The organism is Mesorhizobium sp. WSM4847 (assembly GCF_055811335.1).
Window position 1 is genome coordinate 14,852 of record NZ_JBVVPY010000037.1, and the last position, 19,503, is coordinate 34,354.

At 59.6% G+C, this 19,503-nt stretch carries 18 protein-coding genes and 10 pseudogenes; 13 read left to right on the forward strand and 15 right to left on the reverse strand.

Going from position 1 to position 19,503, the window contains the following annotated elements; all coding sequences use genetic code 11:
* The first annotated feature begins 26 nt into the window (after positions 1 to 26).
* From AC0L28_RS32285 to AC0L28_RS32295, 3 genes are all read left to right on the forward strand, one after another.
* On the forward strand, positions 27 to 1,403 hold the full coding sequence (locus AC0L28_RS32285; RefSeq protein ID WP_473482436.1) for an aminotransferase-like domain-containing protein: 1,377 nt from the start codon (positions 27 to 29) through the stop codon (positions 1,401 to 1,403).
* Positions 1,404 to 1,576: 173 nt separating this feature from the next.
* Positions 1,577 to 1,744: a hypothetical protein gene (locus AC0L28_RS32290; RefSeq protein WP_473482438.1), complete on the forward strand. Its 168-nt coding sequence runs from the start codon at positions 1,577 to 1,579 to the stop codon at positions 1,742 to 1,744.
* Positions 1,741 to 2,178 carry a site-specific integrase gene (locus tag AC0L28_RS32295; protein WP_473482440.1) on the forward strand — a complete coding sequence of 146 codons (438 nt, stop codon included), beginning with the start codon at positions 1,741 to 1,743 and terminating at the stop codon, positions 2,176 to 2,178. Before AC0L28_RS32290 ends, AC0L28_RS32295 begins: the two co-directional genes overlap by 4 nt.
* Positions 2,179 to 2,769: 591 nt before the next feature.
* Here AC0L28_RS32295 and AC0L28_RS32300 read toward each other — a convergent pair.
* The 4 genes from AC0L28_RS32300 to AC0L28_RS32315 all read right to left on the reverse strand — a co-directional run bounded on the left by AC0L28_RS32300 (position 2,770) and on the right by AC0L28_RS32315 (position 6,034).
* Positions 2,770 to 3,534, reverse strand: a complete 765-nt coding sequence (locus tag AC0L28_RS32300; protein ID WP_473482442.1) for a UvrD-helicase domain-containing protein — start codon at positions 3,532 to 3,534, stop codon at positions 2,770 to 2,772.
* An 841-nt stretch (positions 3,535 to 4,375) separates the two neighbouring features.
* Positions 4,376 to 4,828: an OB-fold nucleic acid binding domain-containing protein gene (locus AC0L28_RS32305; protein ID WP_473482444.1), complete on the reverse strand. Its 453-nt coding sequence runs from the start codon at positions 4,826 to 4,828 to the stop codon at positions 4,376 to 4,378.
* Entirely contained in the window at positions 4,825 to 5,574 is a 750-nt protein-coding gene (locus AC0L28_RS32310) for an Hsp70 family protein (RefSeq protein WP_473482446.1), read from the reverse strand. The genes AC0L28_RS32305 and AC0L28_RS32310 overlap by 4 nt, the downstream gene beginning before the upstream one ends.
* On the reverse strand, positions 5,522 to 6,034 hold the full coding sequence (locus tag AC0L28_RS32315) for an Hsp70 family protein (RefSeq protein WP_473482448.1): 513 nt from the start codon (positions 6,032 to 6,034) through the stop codon (positions 5,522 to 5,524). The genes AC0L28_RS32310 and AC0L28_RS32315 overlap by 53 nt, the downstream gene beginning before the upstream one ends.
* 103 nt (positions 6,035 to 6,137) lie before the next feature.
* Between AC0L28_RS32315 and AC0L28_RS32320 the strand changes: the two are divergent.
* The 4 genes and pseudogenes from AC0L28_RS32320 to AC0L28_RS32335 form a co-directional block, all read left to right on the forward strand.
* Positions 6,138 to 6,344: pseudogene (locus AC0L28_RS32320) on the forward strand (hypothetical protein); the annotation flags it as partial.
* Between the two features lie 26 nt (positions 6,345 to 6,370).
* Positions 6,371 to 6,511 carry a hypothetical protein gene (locus AC0L28_RS32325; RefSeq protein ID WP_473482450.1) on the forward strand — a complete coding sequence of 47 codons (141 nt, stop codon included), beginning with the start codon at positions 6,371 to 6,373 and terminating at the stop codon, positions 6,509 to 6,511.
* Positions 6,453 to 6,743 (forward strand): annotated as a pseudogene (locus AC0L28_RS32330) (ISNCY family transposase); the annotation flags it as partial. The gene AC0L28_RS32325 and the pseudogene AC0L28_RS32330, both read left to right, overlap by 59 nt.
* A gap of 451 nt (positions 6,744 to 7,194) precedes the next feature.
* A pseudogene (locus AC0L28_RS32335) lies at positions 7,195 to 7,458 on the forward strand (DUF2958 domain-containing protein); the annotation flags it as partial.
* On the opposite strand, the gene AC0L28_RS32340 reads toward AC0L28_RS32335, so the two are convergent.
* Both AC0L28_RS32340 and AC0L28_RS32345 read right to left on the reverse strand, forming a co-directional pair.
* Positions 7,394 to 7,798 carry a type II toxin-antitoxin system VapC family toxin gene (locus tag AC0L28_RS32340; protein WP_473482452.1) on the reverse strand — a complete coding sequence of 135 codons (405 nt, stop codon included), beginning with the start codon at positions 7,796 to 7,798 and terminating at the stop codon, positions 7,394 to 7,396. The pseudogene AC0L28_RS32335 and the gene AC0L28_RS32340 sit on opposite strands and share 65 nt — an antisense overlap.
* 742 nt (positions 7,799 to 8,540) lie before the next feature.
* A complete protein-coding gene (locus AC0L28_RS32345; protein ID WP_473482482.1) occupies positions 8,541 to 8,756 on the reverse strand; it encodes a hypothetical protein in 216 nt (71 codons plus the stop codon).
* Between the two features lie 47 nt (positions 8,757 to 8,803).
* Here AC0L28_RS32345 and AC0L28_RS32350 point away from each other — a divergent pair, with 47 nt between their 5' ends.
* On the forward strand, positions 8,804 to 9,658 hold the full coding sequence (locus tag AC0L28_RS32350; RefSeq protein WP_473482454.1) for an alpha/beta fold hydrolase: 855 nt from the start codon (positions 8,804 to 8,806) through the stop codon (positions 9,656 to 9,658).
* A gap of 183 nt (positions 9,659 to 9,841) precedes the next feature.
* On the opposite strand, the pseudogene AC0L28_RS32355 reads toward AC0L28_RS32350, so the two are convergent.
* Positions 9,842 to 11,241, reverse strand: a pseudogene (locus AC0L28_RS32355) (ISKra4 family transposase).
* A gap of 143 nt (positions 11,242 to 11,384) precedes the next feature.
* Here AC0L28_RS32355 and AC0L28_RS32360 point away from each other — a divergent pair.
* Positions 11,385 to 11,516 (forward strand): hypothetical protein, encoded by a 132-nt coding sequence (locus AC0L28_RS32360; protein ID WP_280952233.1) that lies wholly within the window; start codon positions 11,385 to 11,387, stop codon positions 11,514 to 11,516.
* Between the two features lie 33 nt (positions 11,517 to 11,549).
* Here the strand turns inward: AC0L28_RS32360 and AC0L28_RS32365 are convergent, their stop codons facing one another.
* A complete protein-coding gene (locus AC0L28_RS32365) occupies positions 11,550 to 12,206 on the reverse strand; it encodes a plasmid pRiA4b ORF-3 family protein (RefSeq protein ID WP_473482456.1) in 657 nt (218 codons plus the stop codon).
* Positions 12,207 to 12,282: 76 nt separating this feature from the next.
* Between AC0L28_RS32365 and AC0L28_RS32370 the strand changes: the two are divergent.
* A pseudogene (locus AC0L28_RS32370) lies at positions 12,283 to 12,366 on the forward strand (sarcosine oxidase subunit gamma); the annotation flags it as partial.
* 30 nt (positions 12,367 to 12,396) lie between these two features.
* Here AC0L28_RS32370 and AC0L28_RS32375 read toward each other — a convergent pair.
* Together AC0L28_RS32375 and AC0L28_RS32380 are read right to left on the reverse strand one after the other, a co-directional pair.
* Positions 12,397 to 13,101, reverse strand: coding sequence for a nitroreductase (locus AC0L28_RS32375; RefSeq protein ID WP_473482458.1), 705 nt, complete (start codon positions 13,099 to 13,101; stop codon positions 12,397 to 12,399).
* 73 nt (positions 13,102 to 13,174) lie between these two features.
* Complete coding sequence (locus AC0L28_RS32380) at positions 13,175 to 13,699, reverse strand: Rossmann-fold NAD(P)-binding domain-containing protein (protein WP_473482460.1); 525 nt, start codon at positions 13,697 to 13,699, stop codon at positions 13,175 to 13,177.
* A 512-nt stretch (positions 13,700 to 14,211) separates the two neighbouring features.
* Here AC0L28_RS32380 and AC0L28_RS32385 point away from each other — a divergent pair.
* Positions 14,212 to 14,723: pseudogene (locus AC0L28_RS32385) on the forward strand (transposase); the annotation flags it as partial.
* A 76-nt stretch (positions 14,724 to 14,799) separates the two neighbouring features.
* On the opposite strand, the pseudogene AC0L28_RS32390 reads toward AC0L28_RS32385, so the two are convergent.
* Together AC0L28_RS32390 and AC0L28_RS32395 are read right to left on the reverse strand one after the other, a co-directional pair.
* Positions 14,800 to 15,225: pseudogene (locus tag AC0L28_RS32390) on the reverse strand (IS6 family transposase); the annotation flags it as partial.
* A 79-nt stretch (positions 15,226 to 15,304) separates the two neighbouring features.
* Positions 15,305 to 16,053: pseudogene (locus tag AC0L28_RS32395) on the reverse strand (IS6 family transposase).
* Here AC0L28_RS32395 and AC0L28_RS32400 point away from each other — a divergent pair.
* Entirely contained in the window at positions 15,992 to 16,258 is a 267-nt protein-coding gene (locus AC0L28_RS32400) for an endonuclease (RefSeq protein ID WP_473482462.1), read from the forward strand. The pseudogene AC0L28_RS32395 and the gene AC0L28_RS32400 overlap by 62 nt on opposite strands.
* A 62-nt stretch (positions 16,259 to 16,320) precedes the next feature.
* Here AC0L28_RS32400 and AC0L28_RS32405 read toward each other — a convergent pair.
* From AC0L28_RS32405 to AC0L28_RS32415, 3 genes and pseudogenes are all read right to left on the reverse strand, one after another.
* A pseudogene (locus AC0L28_RS32405) lies at positions 16,321 to 16,542 on the reverse strand (ABC transporter ATP-binding protein); the annotation flags it as partial.
* Positions 16,543 to 16,695: 153 nt separating this feature from the next.
* The gene (locus tag AC0L28_RS32410) at positions 16,696 to 17,541 is read right to left on the reverse strand and encodes a DMT family transporter (protein WP_473482464.1); all 846 of its coding nucleotides are present in this window, start codon (positions 17,539 to 17,541) and stop codon (positions 16,696 to 16,698) included.
* A 299-nt stretch (positions 17,542 to 17,840) separates the two neighbouring features.
* Positions 17,841 to 18,226 (reverse strand): annotated as a pseudogene (locus AC0L28_RS32415) (hypothetical protein); the annotation flags it as partial.
* A 253-nt stretch (positions 18,227 to 18,479) separates the two neighbouring features.
* On the opposite strand from AC0L28_RS32415, the gene AC0L28_RS32420 reads away from it, so the two are divergent.
* Positions 18,480 to 19,142, forward strand: coding sequence for a nucleotidyl transferase AbiEii/AbiGii toxin family protein (locus tag AC0L28_RS32420; protein WP_473482480.1), 663 nt, complete (start codon positions 18,480 to 18,482; stop codon positions 19,140 to 19,142).
* The last annotated feature ends 361 nt before the right edge of the window (positions 19,143 to 19,503 follow it).

Here is a 19,503-nt window from a genome sequence, read left to right on the forward strand (position 1 = left end):
TGTCACGTGACACTTTTGGATGCCAGATGCAGTTGAAATCGCCTTGGGAACCACGACTCACCGTAGGTAGTGAGCCGATCTACCAGCGCCTCGCAGCCGCGATCGCGGAGGATCTGAGCAGTGGCAAAATCCCACCTAGCGCCAGGCTCCCAGCGCATAGGGACTTGAGCTATCAACTAGGCGTGGGCTTGGGAACGGTCACCAAGGCCTATGGCCTGCTGGAGCGCCAAGGCCTCGCCTCATCTGTCCATGGTCGCGGCATGTTCGCGACCAAAAAAAATCTCACGATCACCAAGGCTATTGATCTGAGCGTGAACGTGCCTCCGAACATTATGTCGGACCGGTTGCTAAGTGGGACATTGGCTTCGCTAGCGTCGGCGATTGATGCCAAGACCTTCGGAGCATATGCGCCTCCGCAGGGAATGTTTCAGCATCGTCTGGCACTCGCAGGATGGCTGCAACGTTACTGTGCCTCCGTCGACGCCGAGCGGATGATCCTCTGTAATGGTGGCCAGCAAGCACTTTCAATTGTGCTCGCAGCGCTGCTCGCGCCAGACCTTTGCATAGCGACAGACGATCTTCCGTTCCCTGGCCTCCAGATGATCGCGGGGCTATTGAGCCTTCAATTATTCGGCATAAAAACTGATTTTGAGGGCATTCTACCGTCTGCATTAGATAAGATTGCACACGAGGTCGCGGCGAAGGGGAAGCGTCTAATATTATTCACGAACCCGACGGCGCAGAATCCAACCGGCAAGACGATGTCGCGATCGCGCCTCAAGGATATTGCGGAAATTTGCAGGCACCGAGATATATTGATCATTGAAGACGACGTATACTCTGCCTTCTCCGCTCGAGATCACCTCTGTTTTCTCGATCTCGTGCCTGAAAGAACATACTATATCAACAGTTTAGCTAAGATTCTAACGCCTGGCATGCGACTCGGTATTCTCATCGCACCGTCTGACCAACTAGGTAATCTCCTGCGCGTGATCCACGCGCAGGGTTCCACTGTTTCTCCGATCGCAAGTCTTGTCATGTACAGATGGGTCGTGGATGGAGTCGCATCCCATATCGCGACGATGACACATTCAGAAGCGGTCGCGAGGAATAAACTAGCGGCTTCAGTCTTTAGCTCCATAACTGATGCCTGGATTGGCAGCGGGTTCCATATGTTCCTCCCGACACGCCGCGCGGCGGCCATCGCTCTTGCCAGCGCCGCCCGCGAAAACGGTATACTGGTCACCGAGCCTGCACTTTCCTTATCAGAGGAAAGCGATGAAAGTGGAATTCGCCTTTGTCTTGGTGGACCGACCTATGACGAGCTCAGCATCGCACTGAGAAAGGTTGCAGCTCTGCATGTTCAGGGATCGGTTCCGGCTGGGGGCGAAAAACCACTCTAGCGAATTAGGCCACAATTGTCACACTGCACTAGAGAATGCTAAGTCAATTATTTCAGAGGCTTAGCTGTGTACTTAATTTGAGATTGTGTACTTAATTTGAGAATTCGAGGCGACATATTGCACTTAATGCGAGAATCAGGACTCACCACGTTGATCTCCGTGTTGTGAGGCAAATGACCGAACCGTTTCCCGATGAGGTGGACCAGCAGCGCTGGGACGAGGCCTGCCGACGCGCGGACGCTATCCGCGATTTCCTGCGCCAGCAGCCTGATGGCTCAACGATCGGTGATGTCGCGAGGCTCGCGGCAGAACTCGGGTTGAGGTGTCAGGCCTCCGAGTGACAGACATACACCTTGATCACGCTATTCCGCACATCACGGTCGAATGGCACGACGACCGCCGAATTAAGAATGCAGTCTCACGCCGCAACGTGCCCTTGGTGGGGGACGCGCTGGAAGCTGCGAAGGAAGCCAAAGCTGCGGCAGGCGACGCGGCGATGCTGTTCCCGACCTACGGTAGGCCCAAAGGTGCATCCTCAGCGTCCGCCGCTCTGGGGAAGCATGTGCGGGCCTGCGTAGTCGACCCGAAGGCGACCACCCACTCGCTTCGCCACCTGATGAAGGATCGGCTGCGCTTGGCTGGCGTCAGCAAGTCTGACCAAGATATTGTTCTCGGGCACTCGTCGGGCACTGTTGGGGAGGACTATGGGGGCGATGAGGCGAGGCTTGAGGTAGCTAGAAGAGCACTGCAGCGCGCCAACCGAGCTACCGGCTAAAGAACCCGATGCGGCAGCTTGACGCTGCGCACAGCAATCACCAAATCTCGGGGCAGCCCTCAGAAGAGGGGCAGAAGGGAGAGTTTCCATGTTGGAAGCTTTTTTGGTGCCCCATTCTCAAGGCTGGTTGTTGCACCTTCTTGAGGCGTCTCTAGGCGGGGGCCGGGTTAAGGTCGAAATGTGCCGAAGGCTTAGCAAGGCTGACGGTCTGCAAATGTGAGGGCACTCCTCCCCAAAGGGCAGGAACAAGCCCGGGGTCATAAAACCCGCAGATTGATGATGGAACGTTAGAGTCGCCTTGAGCTAGCGAACCGGACCCCGTGTCGGTGACATGGGCCACTCCGGTATCCGGAAGTGGTCAAAGAGTCAGAACCACTGTGAAAAGGTACTAGCTGCCGGACGATTTCTTCGATGACTCTGGCTTCGCCGGCGGGATGCTCCACCCAGTTGGCAAGCTGGGGCGGGCGTCCTTCGACCTCCTTAATGATGCCCCGTCCAAGCGCGTGAAACGTCGTGACGCGGCACTCCAGCGCGCTTTCCTCGATCTGTAGCTGTCGTGCGATCCTGGTCCTGAGTTCATCTGCTGCGCTCTTATTGAAGAGCCAGAAGCAGGATCTCATCGGGCCGGTAGAGCTGCCTTTCCAGGACATAGGCCACGTTGCCGACCATGGTCGCGGATTTACCTGACCCGGCCGAGGCGACGAGGAGATTGTTATCCTCCAGACGGATACAGGCTTCGCGTTGCTGATCGGAAAAGGAGCGCCCGTCGAGATCGTCGAAAAATGGCTGGAATTTGCGCAACTCCGCGGCAACGAATGCTTCATTATAGGCGTGGCGAACGCCCGGGTCGGTCAGCATGGCGAACGAAGCCGGCAGGGACGCCTTGAGTCCGGCCGGCATCAATTGTGGATCCAGAAGCGGGTGAGAAAGCGCGGCAGCGGCGCTGCCGGGCACGCTGGCGATGGCCCGCCCGAGATCGGCCTGCGCGAGATACTGTCTGTTGTCTTCGATGATCTCCCGAAGCCTGGCATCGACATCGAGCAAATGATCCGTCTCTGTGCCGATGAGGTCGAAGAGATGGGTGTTGATGAACGCATGAAGGTCTGCGGCCAGTTGCTCGGACGCGTCCCCCGACAGACTCGGCAGATTGTCCGTTCTGCCGCGTGCGCGGATCTCGACGGTATGCCACAGCAGCGCCTTGCTGGTTGAAACCGACACGATATCGAGGCAGCTGAGATCAACATCGCCACCCTGGCTCAGCCGAATGCGCCCGGACAGCTTGGGGTCCAGGGTCAGCTTTCCATTTTCCGGAAGGAAACATCCGCGCAAGGAAGCCAGGGCGGTATGTGCGCGCACGGCCAGATAGCAATTTACTCAGTGCCACATTCGATCTGTCCAGTAAATCAGGGCTCCCAAGGAGCTGATTATCATCAACGTATTGAGATGTTCCAAATCATCGCGGGCAATCGCAATGAAATGTTCGCAGCCAAAGCGCTGTCCCGGGATCTCGGGTCATCCTGGCATAGGCCAGTCAGTGAGCTGCTTCGATTGTGTGTCAGGACATTGTCAGGCTGCGGTCCCACGCGTCATATTGGTCGTATAGACGCCGCTTGGAAGTGAGCAAATGGTTCGAGATTGTTCACAAGCCCTTGCGAGCCCTGGTGCGTTATGCATCGTAAGCTGGCGGCTGAACGAGATCACCGCCGAGCAGGTGGGCGCCGGGACCACTTTCGAGGTTTACATCGCTGTTCCGCTGGCGCTGGGGTGGAACGGGCTCCCGGCCAATGGCCGCCGGCCCCGAGGCAGGGCTCATCGAGATGATCCGACCGCCTTGCAACAAGATGGGGGTAGAGCATGATGAAGCGTTGGCAGCGTGTCTCCATGGACGCGAGCGCCGAGGATGGGATCACGATCATTCGCATCACGCGCGGCCGCAAGGACGACGCCATGGCTACCTTGGAATCGTTGGAGTGGTTTGAGCCGGACGGTCACAAACACCGGCTACGCCGCGGCCCAGGAAACCGGGCGGCGTCCGGCCGTGGAGGTGCTCGCCGACTCTAAAAAGGTGCGGGCAGTCGTTGCGCTTGAGAGCGACGACATTTGGGATCCGGCATGGGGTGACCTGCTGCCAATCGGCCGTTAACTGTGCCCGACATTAGTGTGCACAACATGCTGCTGAAGTGGCCGTCCGGAAGCGCTACCGGAAGTCCTGCGTCTTGACCTTGATATGGTCGATATGGTCATAGGCATCGATGATGTCGCGCCCATTCGGCATGCCGCGCGGATCGATGCCCGATCCGCCGTGATGACCCTCGTCCCCGCGGCCGTGCGGCAACGGAAACGGCGTCTCGCGGTTTCCCACGCTGGCCAGCTCGGCCGACAGATCGGTCAGCTCGTGGGCGACGAGGTGCACCACCTCCCCTTCCCGCTGGATGCGTCCGCGGACGCCGAGCATGGCCGACGCAAGAAGCACGCGCCGGAATTTCTCGAAGATCTTGACCCAGACGACGACGTTTGCCGCGCCCGTCTCATCCTCCATGGTGAGGAACATGAAGCCTTTGGCCGAGCCCGGCCGCTGCCGGACCAGCACCAGGCCGGCGGCCTCGAGCCAGCTTCTGTCTCGCGCCTGCATGGCTTCCTGACAGGTCACGATGCGGCGCCGGTTATGCGGCACGCCGATTTTGGTAACGCTTGCCTGTGAACTGAAAGATTGAAGGTCGGACTTGCGGCACATCGATTACGTTCAAATGAATAAGTTGCTGCCCGGCGAGGTCGTTTCAGTGCACCGGTGGCGACAGCGGTCATGGGGTCGACGTTGGTATCCAATGCGATCCCAAGCTCGAACGCTACGCGCTCCCGAACGCAGGGCATTCTGCTTGGCCCACCGATCAGGACGACCTTATCCATATCGATGGGCGAATAGCCATTATTGGACAACAGTGTGCGGTATTCCGCGATGGAGCGTTCCACGTTTTCCGCGATCAGGTTCTCAAGCACTCCACGGGTCACCTCGACGTCAAGATAGATGTCTGTGCCGTCCTCATCCTTGGTACCAATCTGGTTCTCATCGGCGGAGACGTGATCTACCTGCTGCGAGGACAACGCGATCTTGCACAGCTCAGCACGGTACGACGCGATCCGGATCAGACGGGAATATCGTGCGTCGGTCTGGAAGTTCTCGGGGAGATTGAAGGTCTCCAGCAACCACGGGCGCACCAGATTGTTCACGATGGCCCGGTCGAAATCGGCGCCACCCAGCATGTTCACACCAGCATGCGCGACAATGGTGATGTTGCCCGAAATGCTCTGCACGATTGCGGCGTCAAACGTGCCGCCACCCAGATCATAGACCAGGAACTGCGCTGACCCGCCGCCGATGCCGGTATTGGCAGCCATCGCTGCCGCAATCGGCTCCTGCAATAGCGATATCTTTGTCAAGCCCCGCCATCTTTGCGGCCCGCATGGTGGCCTCCGACTGCATCTGGTTGAATGCCGCCGGGATGGTAACCACTGCACCCTCGATCTCCATTTCCGGAAGATCGCGACGGGCCTGTCCGACCAAGCTCTTGATGACCTCAGCACTGGCTTCCTCGGGCGTAAGCACGCGCTCGGTGCCAGGAAAGTCGACCGTGCTGCCCGTGCCCATCAAGCGCTTAAATTTCTGCTGAACGCTCTGTGGGGAGAACGCAGACTGGTCGTAGGCCTTGCGCCCCACAAAGAGGCCACCGCGCCGGTCGATCATGATAGCGCTTGGCATGACGTCCATGCCTTCTACGGTCTTGAACAACCGCAGGGTTTCGCCATCGGTGCCGACAATTGCGGAGTTGGATGTGCCGAGATCGATGCCAAGATACATGATGTGCTCCTAAACCTTTTCGGCACGTAGAAAGACGCGGCCGGTCTTGACCGCGGTGGTTCCAACGATAATTGCGGGTTCCAACGTCTGTTCGATCACTGCATCAGCGCGCCGCCACGACTCCTTGCTCACAGCCATTGCGATGCTCCGAAGGCTTCATTCGGAGGGACGGCGTGCACCGCCCGAGCGTGTTCCGACCAGCCATCTCAGTCCAACCGATCGGAAACTGATCTTTGGGCAGCAGAAGCCTGATCGACGGCTCTATGAGATCGCCACGCTCGCCGCATTGCGCGAGCGCCTTTGCTCGGCGTCTCGGCCAGGCAAGTCCAGCGGCTAATGAAGACGTTTCAATCTGAAGGCGCGCCGGCTCTTCGCCACAAGGCGCGTGGCCGTCCCTCCAAGAACCGCATTCTTGATGGCCCTGTGCCGCAAGGAGGTCCGCACGCTGACGCAGGCTCTGACGCTGCGTTACGATAAGGTGATGTTCATTCTCCACCCGACCGAATTGGCGAAGAAGCTTGCCTGCAAGAAGGTGGTCGTCTGCGACTATGCTGATGGCCGTCTCGAGATCATGCATGAGGGTGTCGCCCTGCCCTACAGAGCCTTCGATGAGCTGCGCTCGGTTCACCGTTCGGCGATCGTCGAGAACAAGCGGCTGGACGCCGCCCTGGAGATGGTTGCCGAGATGCAGGTCGGCCGCGAGTCGCGCGCTCTCGTTGTGGCCGTCCCCACCGCCATGCGACATTCTACTTTGCTGGCGCCGCGACATTCGAACTTTGGTTGCAACATCGCGCACAAAGCATGACATCGCCAGATGCCGGGCCGGTCCGAATTCGTTACGTTGAGGTAAGCACCACGCCGCCAACCGGACGATTGCGAGCGGGCTAGCGATGGAGGCGCGGTGGCCAGCTCTCGATCAGGCTGGTCGCGGCCTTGGTTGCCCATCTCAATGACATCGGATCGTACTTCCCCCTGTCGCGTGCGAAATACGCCCCTCCCGTCATCGAGACGAAACGAGATCCTCTTTCACCTTCCTGCAGAAATGACGCCCGCCTGGAGCGCCATCACCAAGCGAATTGCGTTGCCCGCGAGGTCGAACAGCCCGAGCTTGATCACGAGCCCGTCGTGAAGCTTCTCCTGCCAACCGGCGCGCGACTTGGCTCTTGACCGAGTTCGACCGCGAACCCGGAGTCGCCGTCGGTGTTTGCGACCTTGGCATGGGATGGCCGGAGCTCGGCTATGTAGCCCGGTCGGACCTCGACAGCTTGCCCGGGCCGTTCGGCAGGCCATGTCCTCGCTTACCTGCTCGGCAACGAGCCCCGGTCAATTCCGGCAGTTCAGTCAACTTTTCGACGACGCTCAGTCATCGGATCCTTTCGGCAAGGTTGCCACGTCTGTTCGACCTAAAAGCTGGTGCAGGGTGAGCAGCGGCGAGCGCATCGCCTTGGCATAGGCGTAGTGGAAGCGACCGAAATTGCTGAGGCGCCGCTTTCCTATGCCGTGCTGTTCGGCGACGGCGACCGCGTAGGACAGGACGCGTCGGGGCGAACCGGGCTCGCGGAGCCGAATCTTTCGTGCTTCGAGCCATTCGACGACAACCGCATCAGCCGCTTTGTAGGCGCAATTCAACTGATCCGGCCGTGAAAGGACGATGATGGCTTCCCAGGGAGCAAGTGTCGATGTGAGCGGCGATGCCGCATCGAGCAGCGCCGCTTCATAGGCGTCGGCCGTGTCCTCCCCGCCATTATCGAGACGATCGCACATGCATCGACGAACATTATTCGTCACCACCTGTGAGGTCATGGTCGAGCTCGTGATAGGCCTGCGGTGGAACCGGCTTTCGACCTGGCTGAAAAGAGGCCGTGCTTAGCCAGAATCTTTTGCGCTGGCTCATACTTCACGGCGGCTTGTTCGTGCCGTTAGGTTCGCGGCTACGCAGCGCGGCCACCATGTTGGCGCGATGGACGATACGATCCCGTTCCTGCTGCGCCAGCCCTTCCGCGATCAACATTGGCGGCGAAACCCCTGAGCCACGCGACCCAAGCCCGGTATCGCGCAACGAACGGCTTCGGGAAGACGGGCAGAGGCTGCGTGCCGCACGCGCCCTCATGGTCTTGGCGCTTCGCGACCGCGCGGGCGGGCCACGCTGTTCTGGCGCCGCGAGGCGCGTGATGCGTGTCCACAACCTGACAGCGGCACACAAAATGCCAGGTTCAAAACAAACATTGGCGAAATGTCAGGTTCTTACAACCCGCCATCTGGGCACTGTGGAGGTTTTTCAAAGCATATCCATGCGCTTACTGCGCGCTGAGCGCGCTGGCACGGGCTTTGCACATAGAAGTGCGACACTGAATCAGGGTGACTGCACGCGGACCGGCAAGACGAGCATGATCTCTTCCGTTGAACCCGTGTGCCCGTCTTTGAGAGGACGGACTGAAACAGCACCTTCTAACGGATTTGCTGCAGGCCCTGGCGAGCTACAAGGGGTCCAGCCCAGCCTCGCCCGTCATTCGAAAACACGTGCCCGACCAAGGAGAAGACGGATCGACACCTTCCTGGCGCGGCCGAGCATGTTGATGCCGACATTCTCGAGCTTGATGCCGAGGTCTTGGGAGATCACCTGGCCGCCGGTCACGATGCCGGCGGGCCGACGTGCGTTGTCCCACCGGGTGATGCGGGCAAGGGCGAGACGGAAAAATGGGCTCGACTTCCCGGTTGTCAACCTTTCCTTTTTCCCTCGTTCTCAGAAGTAATCTTGAGGAGTAAACGATGCTCAGTGGAATGGCCGACCGTGGCGACGCTCAGATATATTATGAAGTTCGTGGAAGCGGTCCACATCTTCTGCTGATTTCGGGCGCCGGCGGTGACGCCGGGTATTTCTCAGGTCTGGCTGAGGATCTTGCCAGCGCCTTCACAGTCATAAATTACGACAGGCGGGGCAACTCACGCAGTACGGGCCGCTCTGAGACGCCGATCACGGTCGCGCAGCAGTCGGATGATGCGCGCGCGCTGATCGACCAGCTTGCCGGCGGCAAGGCCCTGGTTTTTGGAAACAGCGCCGGAGCGATCGTCGCGCTTGATATTGCAGCCCGTCACCCCGATGTCCTGCGCGGCGTGATCGCGCATGAGCCGCCCGTCACCGGGATGCTCGCTGACGGGGACCCGTTGCGGGGTTTTTTCGACCGCATCGGCGCGCGCTACCGTGAAGCGGGCGCTCAAGCTACTGTCTTCGAGTTCCTCCAGGCCGTCCGGGGCGAGGGCAGCGAAAGCACATATATCTGGCCGGAAGATCTCCAGGCGAGGTTCCTTGGGAATGCCGACCACCTGTTTGGGAATGAATGGGCGGCTTGGGGACGCTTTGTTCCCGACGAGGCAGCACTGCGCAGCGCCAAATTCCCTATAATTCTCGGCGCGGGTTCAGCTGACCGCGGGCTGTTCTATGCCCGGCCATCCGTCGAAATTGCGCGGCGGATTGGCGTTCCCTGGGTTGAGTTTCCAGGCATCCACCTCGAATTCATGCCTCGTCCCGCTCTTTTTGGCGCGGCAGTCCGTGTGCTGGCATGCCTGATGCACACTGCGGCGGACGCCCTCCCCGAGGCGTGGAATACCGAAGCTGGGGGATGAACGCGCAGCGATCCCCCCACTCGTGATTGACACGATTGTTTCGGGAAGCGATGGGCAGCTTCAAAATGTCCCGTCGACGCGCACCAGAGCTGCCATGCCACTAGGATAGTCGTGATCTCCGCATAGCGCCGTTGGGTCAGTTCCACCTCCTCTATCGGGGGAGCATGAGGAAGTGTGGGGCAGTTATGCGGCGAGAGCTGTTTCGTCTGGTTCGTGATTGTCGTTCGCCATACCGGGATACCATTGCTGGAAGGTCGAGCGTATGGAGCCGTCGAGGGTCTGCGTTCGGGTTTGCAGCAGAAGATGCGCGCCGATCCTGCTCCACTGCATCTGCTGCTTTTTCGCGAACCGCTTGCTGATGACGGCATTGACGGTTGCCTCGACGAAGGCCGATGATATCCGCTCACCGGACCGGTAGCGTTCGCCGTAGTTGATCAGGCTGGCACTGTTGGAAGCGATGTAGGATCGGAACTCGCCAATGGCCGTGAGGAATTTGCGCATGATCGGGTAGTCCGTTTCGAGCGCTTCCGCATCGAATTGCAGGTCGCCGATTTCCTCACTGGCACGGTACGCATTGCCATGCCAGAGGTGCCATTTGATCCTGCGCAGGGTTTCAAGCAGATCCTGTCCGGCCTGCTCATTATGGTTTTCGAGACCTTGGGCGAATTGGCGCAGGACCGTGATGCGCATGGTGATGTGGAACCAGTCGAGGACATGTTCGCTTGCCGGCGCGATCATCTCGGCAAGCGAGCGGACTTCTTCTCCTCCGTCGGTGATGAAGGTGATGTCCTGATTGGCCTGAACACCCTGCTTTTTAAGATGGTCAAGGATACGCCGCTGCGGCTTGCGATCGTAGCCATGGACAAAACCGATGTAACGGGCATCTCCGTCCTCGGGTAAGGAGCGGCCGACGATCAGTTCGAAGTTCTTCTTTCGATCGTTGCGGTCACGGATATACCCGCCATCCAGACCGATGACGATGCGGCCATCGGGAACGGGCAGGTTCATCCAGTCGCGCGGACAGGCATCCTGCATGAAGGAAACCCGCTCTTCGGTCAGTTCCCGCTCGATGCGCCTGGCGGCCTGCAAGGCGTGCTGCCGAACCGTCGTGGCGTTGGCGCCGCTCTCGACCGGCAGCACATCGGCCAGCAGCTCGGCCGCGGCGGCATAGGGCACGAGCGATGCCCACCGCGTTTCCAGATAGAGGCGCTCGGGCGCAATGTGGTCGGGGATCAGTCTCCGGAGTGGAGAGATCGTTGCTGGATCGTTTCCGCCGACCGAGTGCGGCAGGTAGTATCGGGGGCTTTTCAGGCGGACGTCCCCAAAGAGCGTATGGAAGGTTATTGGGTAACTGCCCTTGCTGCGCAGGCGACGCCCATCCAGCTCGCGGTTTTCGCTCAGCCAAAGTTCCACCTGCGTCTCCACCATCGCCTGCTGTAATTTCGTAAGAAGGCCTTTCGCCTCCGACAACGACAGACCGAGATCCTCGGCGCCCTTCGTCACCTTCACCAGACGGCGACGGTTTCCATTGCAATCATCTCACCATCGTCACCCATAATCTCCAGAACCAGCCGCGCCCGCATCTCATGTCCTCGCAATGAGTTTTCCAGAATGACCGGAGTGGAAAACTGATTGCGCCCATGACGCCCGTTTCTCCTCTGCGGCCTGCCGGAAACGCTGATAAAGACCATCAGTTAGCAATCCGAAAATCGTCCGGTAAACCGACATGATCTCGATCAAGCAGGCCGCAAACGCCATCCCAGCCTTGCTTTCGGGCATCAACACTCGCGGTGATGATGCCGCCCTTCTGGGGGCCAATCTTCTTTCGAAAGATCAGGTCACATCTGCTGGTGCATGAGGATCAGATGTTCGCTCTGCCGCAGGCGATCATTCACTTTCCGCCGCTCGAACGACTGGCCCAGCAGTGTAGCTCCGCCTTTGATCCGAACCGCAATTCCTGTAATTCCCAAGCGCGGTCCGGATCATCGAGGACCGCAAGGGACCGGGTGTCGCCGATTTCCGTGATGAATTCCAATGCTGTGGCGAGATCCTCATGGAGGTCAGGCCCGAGCGCCTCGTCCCTCTGCCACATCCAGGCTTCCGGTCCACCACAATCCTCAGGCGGACAGTTGCCGTCGCCGCCCGTACACGCCGGATAGTGAGCTCCGGGTTTGACAGGCCGGCGCTGCTCTAGCCGGACCTCGTGCTCCCAAGGGAAGTTGAGGTCGTACTCGTACAGGAACCGGCTGCCGTTACGCAGTTGCAAATTGCCAAGTGGGATAGCCGGAAAGCGGGCACCCGCCTCCCACGAGCCGTACCGCACCGTGTGAATGACGAACTGGTAAAGGTGTATGCCTTCCCATCCCATCGCGACCTGAAGGACGCCATGAAACTCGCGTAGCGTCATCGTCGAGGGAACCTGAACCCTACGCCACACCATGGGGCTCACGTCCTTCAGCCAGATGCGGAATTGCAGGATGGAAATCTCATCCTCCGAGGCTGCCGCCTCTCCGGCAGTTTTCGTCGCTGCCCGTTTTGCCCTTTTCACATCCGCCGGCCCCGTCAAAATTCAACGGTGACGACATACTTCGTTCCAGCCCGCCCCACAAATCCTCATGCTCCCCATTTATGTGTTCCGCTCGTTTGCGCGGTCGTTCTGGAAGGCGCTCTGTCACGCCAGCGAAGAAGTCGGCTACGAAGTGCAGTAGACCGAGGCGGCCGGTCGTCACCTCACTTCCTCACTTGGCGAACGTCACCCACTCTTCCAGCGGCGCGCGGTCGGTGCGGAACTCGTTTTCCGGCTTGGACGTATCCTCGTAACCGAGCGCCATGCCGCAGACGACGATCTCCTCGTCGGGAATGTTGAGCACTGACCTGATTTGCCGGTGATAAGGCGCGAACGCCGCCTGCGGACAGGTGTGCAGGCCCATGCCCCGCGCCGCCACCATGATGTTCTGCAGGAACATGCCGTAGTCGATCCACGAGCCCTTGTTGAGCCGCCGGTCGACGGTGAAAATCATGCCGACCGGAGCGTCGAAGAAGACGAAGTTGCGGTCGTGCTGCGCGCGCATCCTATCCACCTCACGCCGGCCGATGCCGAGCGCACTGTAGAGTCCGAAGCCGTTGGCCCGCCGCCGGCTGAGATACGGTTCGAAGAACTGGTCGGGATAGTAGCGATACTCGTCCCACTCGGCCTTTTCGGCGCGGACGCCGGAGTTGAGGATGGCGTCGGTGATCCGCTGCTTGACCTCGCCCTTGGTGACGTAGACTCGCCAGGGCTGCATGTTGGTGCCCGAAGGTGCACGCGCGGCAACAGAGAGAATGGCGCGGATCGTCTCGTCATCGACCATGTCGGGCAGGAAGGCCCGCACCGAACGGCGCGACGTGATCGCCTCGTCGACGATCGCCGCATCATCTGTAACTGTAGTCCTGTTTTCCAGCATGGGCCGTCCTTAGCGCATGACCCCGGAAACCGGAAATCGGTTTCCGGAAAGCATCATGCGCAGTCTAGAAATGCTAGAGCGTCCTTTGCGCGTCCAATTGGACGCGCGGCGCTCTAGCGTGGGTCTCAACCGGACGCCCCTCAACTCGCCGTTCGTAGCCACGGCCGCGCATAGCGCAGAAATCCCCGAGAATGGTCCAGTCAGGTTCAGGCGCCACCGTGTTCATGCGGACGCCCCGCCGCATGTATAGGTCGAAGCTCGCACTGGCCGACCAAACAATCAGCGCCTGGAAATACTGGTAGCAGGTTTCCTGTGGCACTGGATGGGCGGCGAGCCAAGTGAGTCCATCCGCAAAGCTCTGAGTGTCGGCGAGCTCCTTATGCAGATCAACGCGCTTGGGCCATTCGGTGTCCGAGAGGGAGGCGAAATTCACGATCGAAGCGCCCTTGGGCATACGGCAAAGAAGTTCATATGAGAGATGGCGTGTCCCGAGATAATTCACGCGTGCAACAATATCGCGGTCCAGTATGCGGGGGACGCCGGCGGCATTCACAAGACCGTCGATGCGTTCCGGGAATTTGGTAAGCGCTGGGCGCACTCTGGTCGATCTGAATGAAGCCGTCCAGCGTGACAGTGGGATCACCTCGAGCGAGCCGATGACGCGCGCGCCTTCGCACCGGGCAAGACGGGCGACTTCGCTGCCGACTCCGGAGAGACACCGGTTATGACGATGATTTTACCTGTAAGTTTCAACGGCTTCTCCAATTTAATGGCTGAGGGACGGCACTCTCGTGCAGACGACCTTCCAAACGAGTTGGCCTGATGAGGCGCGCGGCGTCCTTGACCGGAGCCGCCGCCGCTCAATTGAACTTCTCAATGACCGCCAGAGACCGCGCCCGCGCGTGCCGTTGCCCGACTTAAGCGTTGGTCCCACCTCGCGATCGAAAGATCGACGCCGTTAGGCGCTGTCCTTATGCAGCATCGGGCAAGATTGATAAAATCGATTGTTTGTATGAATCTTATCGGCGCTGTGGATACAGGACGCCGCTCTGATTTGGTCTTTTGAGGCTGCCGCTGAGCCCTTCGGCGCCGTTGCCGACGTACGGATTTGCCCGCATCGGCTTCTTCAAGCCGGCGCATGTGAAGTGACTTCTGGCGTTTGCCGTTCGCGCGCTGATCATCGCCCGCAAGAAGCTGGTCGGGCAAGGCGTCATGCAAACCAGATCCGCGGTGTTGTCGTGGGTGTTTCAGTCCCGCTTAATCAAACAGGAGCTGCAGGCCGGCGAGGGAATAGCCGGGCTATCCGCCGCCGTGCAGAGCCTCATTGCAGCGCGTGCCGCGATGCACTCGGCCGTCGGCAATCGATGGCAACATCAAGAACGTCGCGAAACGTTCCACGGCATGCCGCCGGCTAATGATAGTCCCAGGCGTCGACAACCTGACCGCGCTCGCGTTCTCCGCGGTGGTGGACGCTTTAGGCGCTCCCGCGATCTGGGCGCCTATCTTGGCCTGGTGCCACGCCGCTTCCAGTCGGGCGAGGTCGACGACATGACAGAATGTCGAAATGCAGCGCCGGCGGGTGCGTAACCCTGCTCTATGCGGCGGGCGATGTCATGCTGACATGCTTATCGAGACGCATTGAAGCGGTGATGCCACGTTGTCTGCATATAAACGCGTTGAGACCTGCGGCCGCTGATGTCAGCTGACCACGGTCACGGCTTTCCATTCCGCCATGGCCTGCAGCCGGTCAACATGTGTGGCGAGAGCGGAGCGTTTTGAGTAGGGCGGGACGAATAGATTGCGCAGAGCCGAGAAGATCGAAACGAAGCGTTGCAGTGCTCCTGGTGATCGGAAGCCTTGCGTGGTCCGCTCCCGTTTTCGCAGCGGCACATGTGCATTCTCCGCCCGGTTGTTCAATCCCTTGTGCGACCGGTGCTCGACGTGCGGCATCACCTGTCGCCTGGCTGCTCCATAGGAGCGCAGCTTATCGGTGATCATGCGCTTCGGCGCGATGCCTTGCTTCTTCAACAGCCGTGTCAGCAAGCGCTTGGCCGCCTTGGTATTGCGGCGGTTCTGGACGATCTCGTCGAGCACATAGCCGTCCTGGTCGATGGCCTGCCACAACCTGTTCATGCCATCGGGTCTATGCGGTTCTGTCGCAAATCGTGCTTTTGGTTACAACGGGACGCTTTCGCGCCGATGATCATGCTGCGAGGATTTCGAACTGCTCGGCGATCGAGGGACGTGGATTATAGGCGAACCTCGCCTGCCGTTTGCGCATCATGTGAACCATCTCGATGCCGGAAAGGACGGCATCGGCACTGGCCATCGACTTGAAGCCGAGCATCGACCGAGTGCGGCGCTTGATGCGCCGATGTTCTGCTCGATCCGATTGTTGAGGTACTTGCTCTTGCGGATGCGGATCGGCTTCAGCGCTCGTCGCGATCGATTCCGCAGACGGTGTTCGGCGTCGCAGGAAATGATCGCCTCATGATTGGTCGGGCTGCCGTCGATGACGGTGCGATCCGGTGCCGTGGCGCTCCAGGGCCTTCCGGAAGAAGCGCTTGGCTGCCGGCAGTCGCGGTGTTCGCTGAAGAAGAACTCGACCGTGTCGCCGACGCCGTCGACGGCACGATAGAGATACATCCATTGGCCGCGTATCTTGATGTATGTCTCGTCCATGTGCCACTTGCCGGTGACGGCGCGCTTGCGCCCGTTGAAGCGCTCCAGAAGCTGGGGCGAGAAGTGAACGACCCAGCGGTGCACAGTCGAATGGTCGACGTTCAGGCCGCGTTCGGCCATCATCTCTTCCAGATCGCGCAGGCTGACATTGTAGGCCAGATACCAGCGCACGCACAGCAAGATCACTGATCGGTCGAAATGACGGCCTTTGAACATAGCAAGCGAGCTCCCCGAAAAAGAGAGGCCTTCGTGCCAGATAGGGGTTGCCATTCCGTTTGCGACAGAACCATATGCCGGCTATGTCGGCAGGCGCTATGCCGGACAGCGGCTGAAAACGCTTTTGGCCTGGCATGAACAATATGCCCCTGACGAGTGGGAAAGCCATCGCAATGCGGCGATCTACGTTCTTCAAGGTAATCGCAACCCCCTGATCGATTTCCCCGAATGGGCCCCGCGCCTGCAGCTTGAAGGCTGACGAGATCGGTCGTGTCGGGAGGCACGTGCCTGGGCAGTGGCTGGGATAAGGCGCCAGGCTCGAACCGCCATAACCGCAATGGCGATGTTCGCCGCGATCCACACAAGGACAGGAAGCGCAAGCGGCCAGGAAAGCGTGGCAAGCAGGACGAGCGAACCTGTAAACTGCAACAGGAAATATGGTACGCTGTAAAAGGCGACGACGATCTGCTGCTGCACGGCGGAGGCGACTTGCGAAATGCGCGACGCCACCTGGCCGGCGAAGAGATCGTGGAAGAAGGCTACCGCATAGCCCTCTGATTCTCTCTAGGTATACTCTCGGCGATATCCGCGGGGGGTGATGGAGGGCGGACATGCCGCTCCTGCTGACCAACGCAGCAAGGCGTCAAGAGCGAGCTTCCGTCCCTCATGCCGACTCGATCGAACTCGGAACAGCTATCACTTGGATATCTTAAGCATTGCGGTCCCGATCAACGTAATGCCGATGGAGGCCAACCGCGCCAGGTCGAGGCGCTCCTTAAGGAAGAAGACACCAAACAGCACAGCGAACACCATGCTTGATTCCCGGACTGCGGATACCAAAGCCAAAGGCGCTTGTGTCATTGCCCAAGTGACAATCCAATACGCCAACAGAGAAATCATGCCCCCGAGCACTCCGACCTTCCAGCATTTCTGCAGCGAGACCCTAACCTGCCCCCTTCGCAGATACAATGCCAGCAAGGTTATCGGAATACCGTTGTAGAGGTGAGACCAGAAAGTGTAGCTTTCTGCGCTTTCGGCAAGACGGGCGCCTAAACCATCTACGACCGTATATCCGGCGATAAATACGCCCGTGCCCACCGCATACAGCATTGCTTTTGGTTCCCGGAAGCCTCCCGCGCCACGCGTCAGGGTTAGGCTCATGATACCCAGAGCGATAACAACAACCGAAAAGCCAGCCTGCATGGTCAGTGTTTCACCCACGATCGCGACGGAGATGAACGCTACGACCAGCGGTGAGCAACCCCGAGAAATGGGGTAAACGTGGCTCAGATCTCCATAACGATATGCATTGATCAGAAACACGCAGTAGGCAGTGTTAAGCACACATGAAGCCCAAATATATGGCCAGCTTTCTGGCGTCGGGAACGCCACAAATGGGACAACCACCATACCGACGGCAACCTGGCTCATCATCATGACTGCTATCATGACGAGCCTGTCGGCATTCACCTTGACCAAGGCGTTCCATGCCGCATGCAAAACAGCCGCGCCAAACACCATCGCAAACACTCCCGTCGTCATATCAAACTCCGTGTTTGGTAGTGTCCACCCTGGTGTCCATGTCGGCTCGTTTCGGTTAACTCCTGCAACGTAGCGGTTGTAGGAGATTTGCGACTAAGCCTTATTCGACCTGGATTGCCGGCCATGACGACGCGGATCTTCACTGCAACGTCGGCGATCAGGGCGGCAACGCCGGCGGTCTCCGTTTTGGTTGGCCATTGAGCATGGACGACAAGTCCGCGACGACGCCAAAGGCAGGGGCTTTCGAGCAGATTCCTCGACATGCTGCAAGGACGGCAATGGTCGAACGTTGCCGTTTAGGCCGAGAGTCGGTCGCGCATCATGTCTATGTAGCCGGACAATTCCATGCGGTGACGCCCATTACGCGGACGCGACGAAGCTGAAGATCCTCGGAGAGATCGAGAACCGTCCTGCCATCCATCAAAGCGGCGAAGGCATGGCACGGCGCGAGCTTTGACGATCCGGCCGCCGTTGCATCGGCGACCCAGGCTGGCGAGACACGGCGGGCGATGATCCGCTCGCCTTCATCGGTCTGAACACGATAGACCCGTGTCGATTCGTTCGGCAGCCGCTTCCAGATCGGGAGCAACAGGCCGGCGACGACATGGATGGTGCTGTCGACGAACTCCAGCACTTCAGCCACCTCAGCTTCCCAGGTACGGGCGAAAATGTCCGGATCGGCCTTCACCCTATATCACAGGCCCGCTGCGAGAATTTCTTGCCGCTCAACTAGCGGACGTTACCAACGGGGTCGGCCGCGTGGAGGTCGATGGGGCCGATCCTGATGGGCAGACGCTGTTGCTCTGGTACCCCGAAGTGGAGCCGCGTGACAGCGCCTACGTTCGGCCGGCGATACGTCTCGAATCCGGGGCTAAATCGGCGCTCGATCCTAACGGCCCATCACCATCACCCCCTATGTTGCGGAAGAAGCGGCAGGCATTGATCTCACCGTCGCCGACGTGACCACGATCGATGCGACCCGTACCTTTTGGGACAAGGTGGTGATCGCCCATGGATTGCGCTGCTGGTACGAGCGGCGCGGCGAACTGCGGCAGGAAGGCCAGCGCGTGTCTCGGCACTACTATGACCTGCACTGTCTTCTCGGATCCGAGACCGGAAAGGCCGCGCTCGGCGATCTCGATCTTGGCGCCGATTGTGTGCGGCACGCACGAATGTTTTTCGACCGTCCCGACTATGACCTCGCTTCAGCGGTCCCAGGCAGCTTCGCAATCGCGCCGAGCCCCGAGATGGCCGACGCGCTCGCGCGCGACTATGCCAACACGACCGCCATGATCTTCGGCACACCTGCCGAGCTTCGACGATATCCTGGCCTCGGCCCGGCAGATCGAGCAGAGCATCAACGGCAAGTAGCCGTTCACAACCGCGTCCGCCTTCTCTCCCATGAGCGAGCCGCCTCTTTGCAGCCCTTAGTTCGTCGAGAGTTGGCTGCCACCAAACGGCGCCATCGATCTCCGTCTTGGAACCCCGAGCGCGAGAGCCAGGTTTTGATGAGCTCACTCAGGTCGGCAGGACGCCATTGCCCTCCAGACTGTGAATCGGCGTCATGCATTGCCCCCTCCTACTTGCATGAAATCAACTGAATAGGACGCCGAACGGCATCGAGACCCCACTCCGATTCACATCCGGGCAGCAGGCGGTGGTAGGTCACCTCTGGCCGGTGCACTGGACCGCGGGGCTACCTTTGGCGCTGCGCTTGCGGCCAGCCTGGAGGCCAACCCAAGCGTTTCGCCGTCTTGGCAGGGCAACGAGTTCAGGTTAACGACGGCGCTCATTGCCCAAAGCTTCTTTGGATCCCCTCGTAATAGGCTGGCCCTTAGGAAGGCCTTGTCTGTCGCCTTTACTGTTTGTTGAAGCACCTCGGATGTGGCCGAGAAGCGCATCCGCTCAGGCTGACCATGACGGCAAGAATGACAAGGCTGTAGCGTCTCATGCAAGCGTAGA

Excerpts from the sequence above, each read along its gene's own strand:
- AC0L28_RS32285 (WP_473482436.1), top strand. The coding sequence starts at position 27 with ATGCAGTTGAAATCGCCTTGGGAACCACGACTCACCGTAGGTAGTGAG.
- AC0L28_RS32290 (WP_473482438.1), top strand. The coding sequence starts at position 1,577 with ATGACCGAACCGTTTCCCGATGAGGTGGACCAGCAGCGCTGGGACGAG.
- AC0L28_RS32310 (WP_473482446.1), bottom strand. The coding sequence starts at position 5,574 with ATGGCTGCCAATACCGGCATCGGCGGCGGGTCAGCGCAGTTCCTGGTC.
- AC0L28_RS32315 (WP_473482448.1), bottom strand. The coding sequence starts at position 6,034 with ATGTATCTTGGCATCGATCTCGGCACATCCAACTCCGCAATTGTCGGC.
- AC0L28_RS32325 (WP_473482450.1), top strand. The coding sequence starts at position 6,371 with ATGAAGACGTTTCAATCTGAAGGCGCGCCGGCTCTTCGCCACAAGGCG.
- AC0L28_RS32340 (WP_473482452.1), bottom strand. The coding sequence starts at position 7,798 with ATGTGCGATCGTCTCGATAATGGCGGGGAGGACACGGCCGACGCCTAT.
- AC0L28_RS32350 (WP_473482454.1), top strand. The coding sequence starts at position 8,804 with ATGCTCAGTGGAATGGCCGACCGTGGCGACGCTCAGATATATTATGAA.
- AC0L28_RS32360 (WP_280952233.1), top strand. The coding sequence starts at position 11,385 with ATGATCTCGATCAAGCAGGCCGCAAACGCCATCCCAGCCTTGCTTTCG.
- AC0L28_RS32375 (WP_473482458.1), bottom strand. The coding sequence starts at position 13,101 with ATGCTGGAAAACAGGACTACAGTTACAGATGATGCGGCGATCGTCGAC.
- AC0L28_RS32410 (WP_473482464.1), bottom strand. The coding sequence starts at position 17,541 with ATGACGACGGGAGTGTTTGCGATGGTGTTTGGCGCGGCTGTTTTGCAT.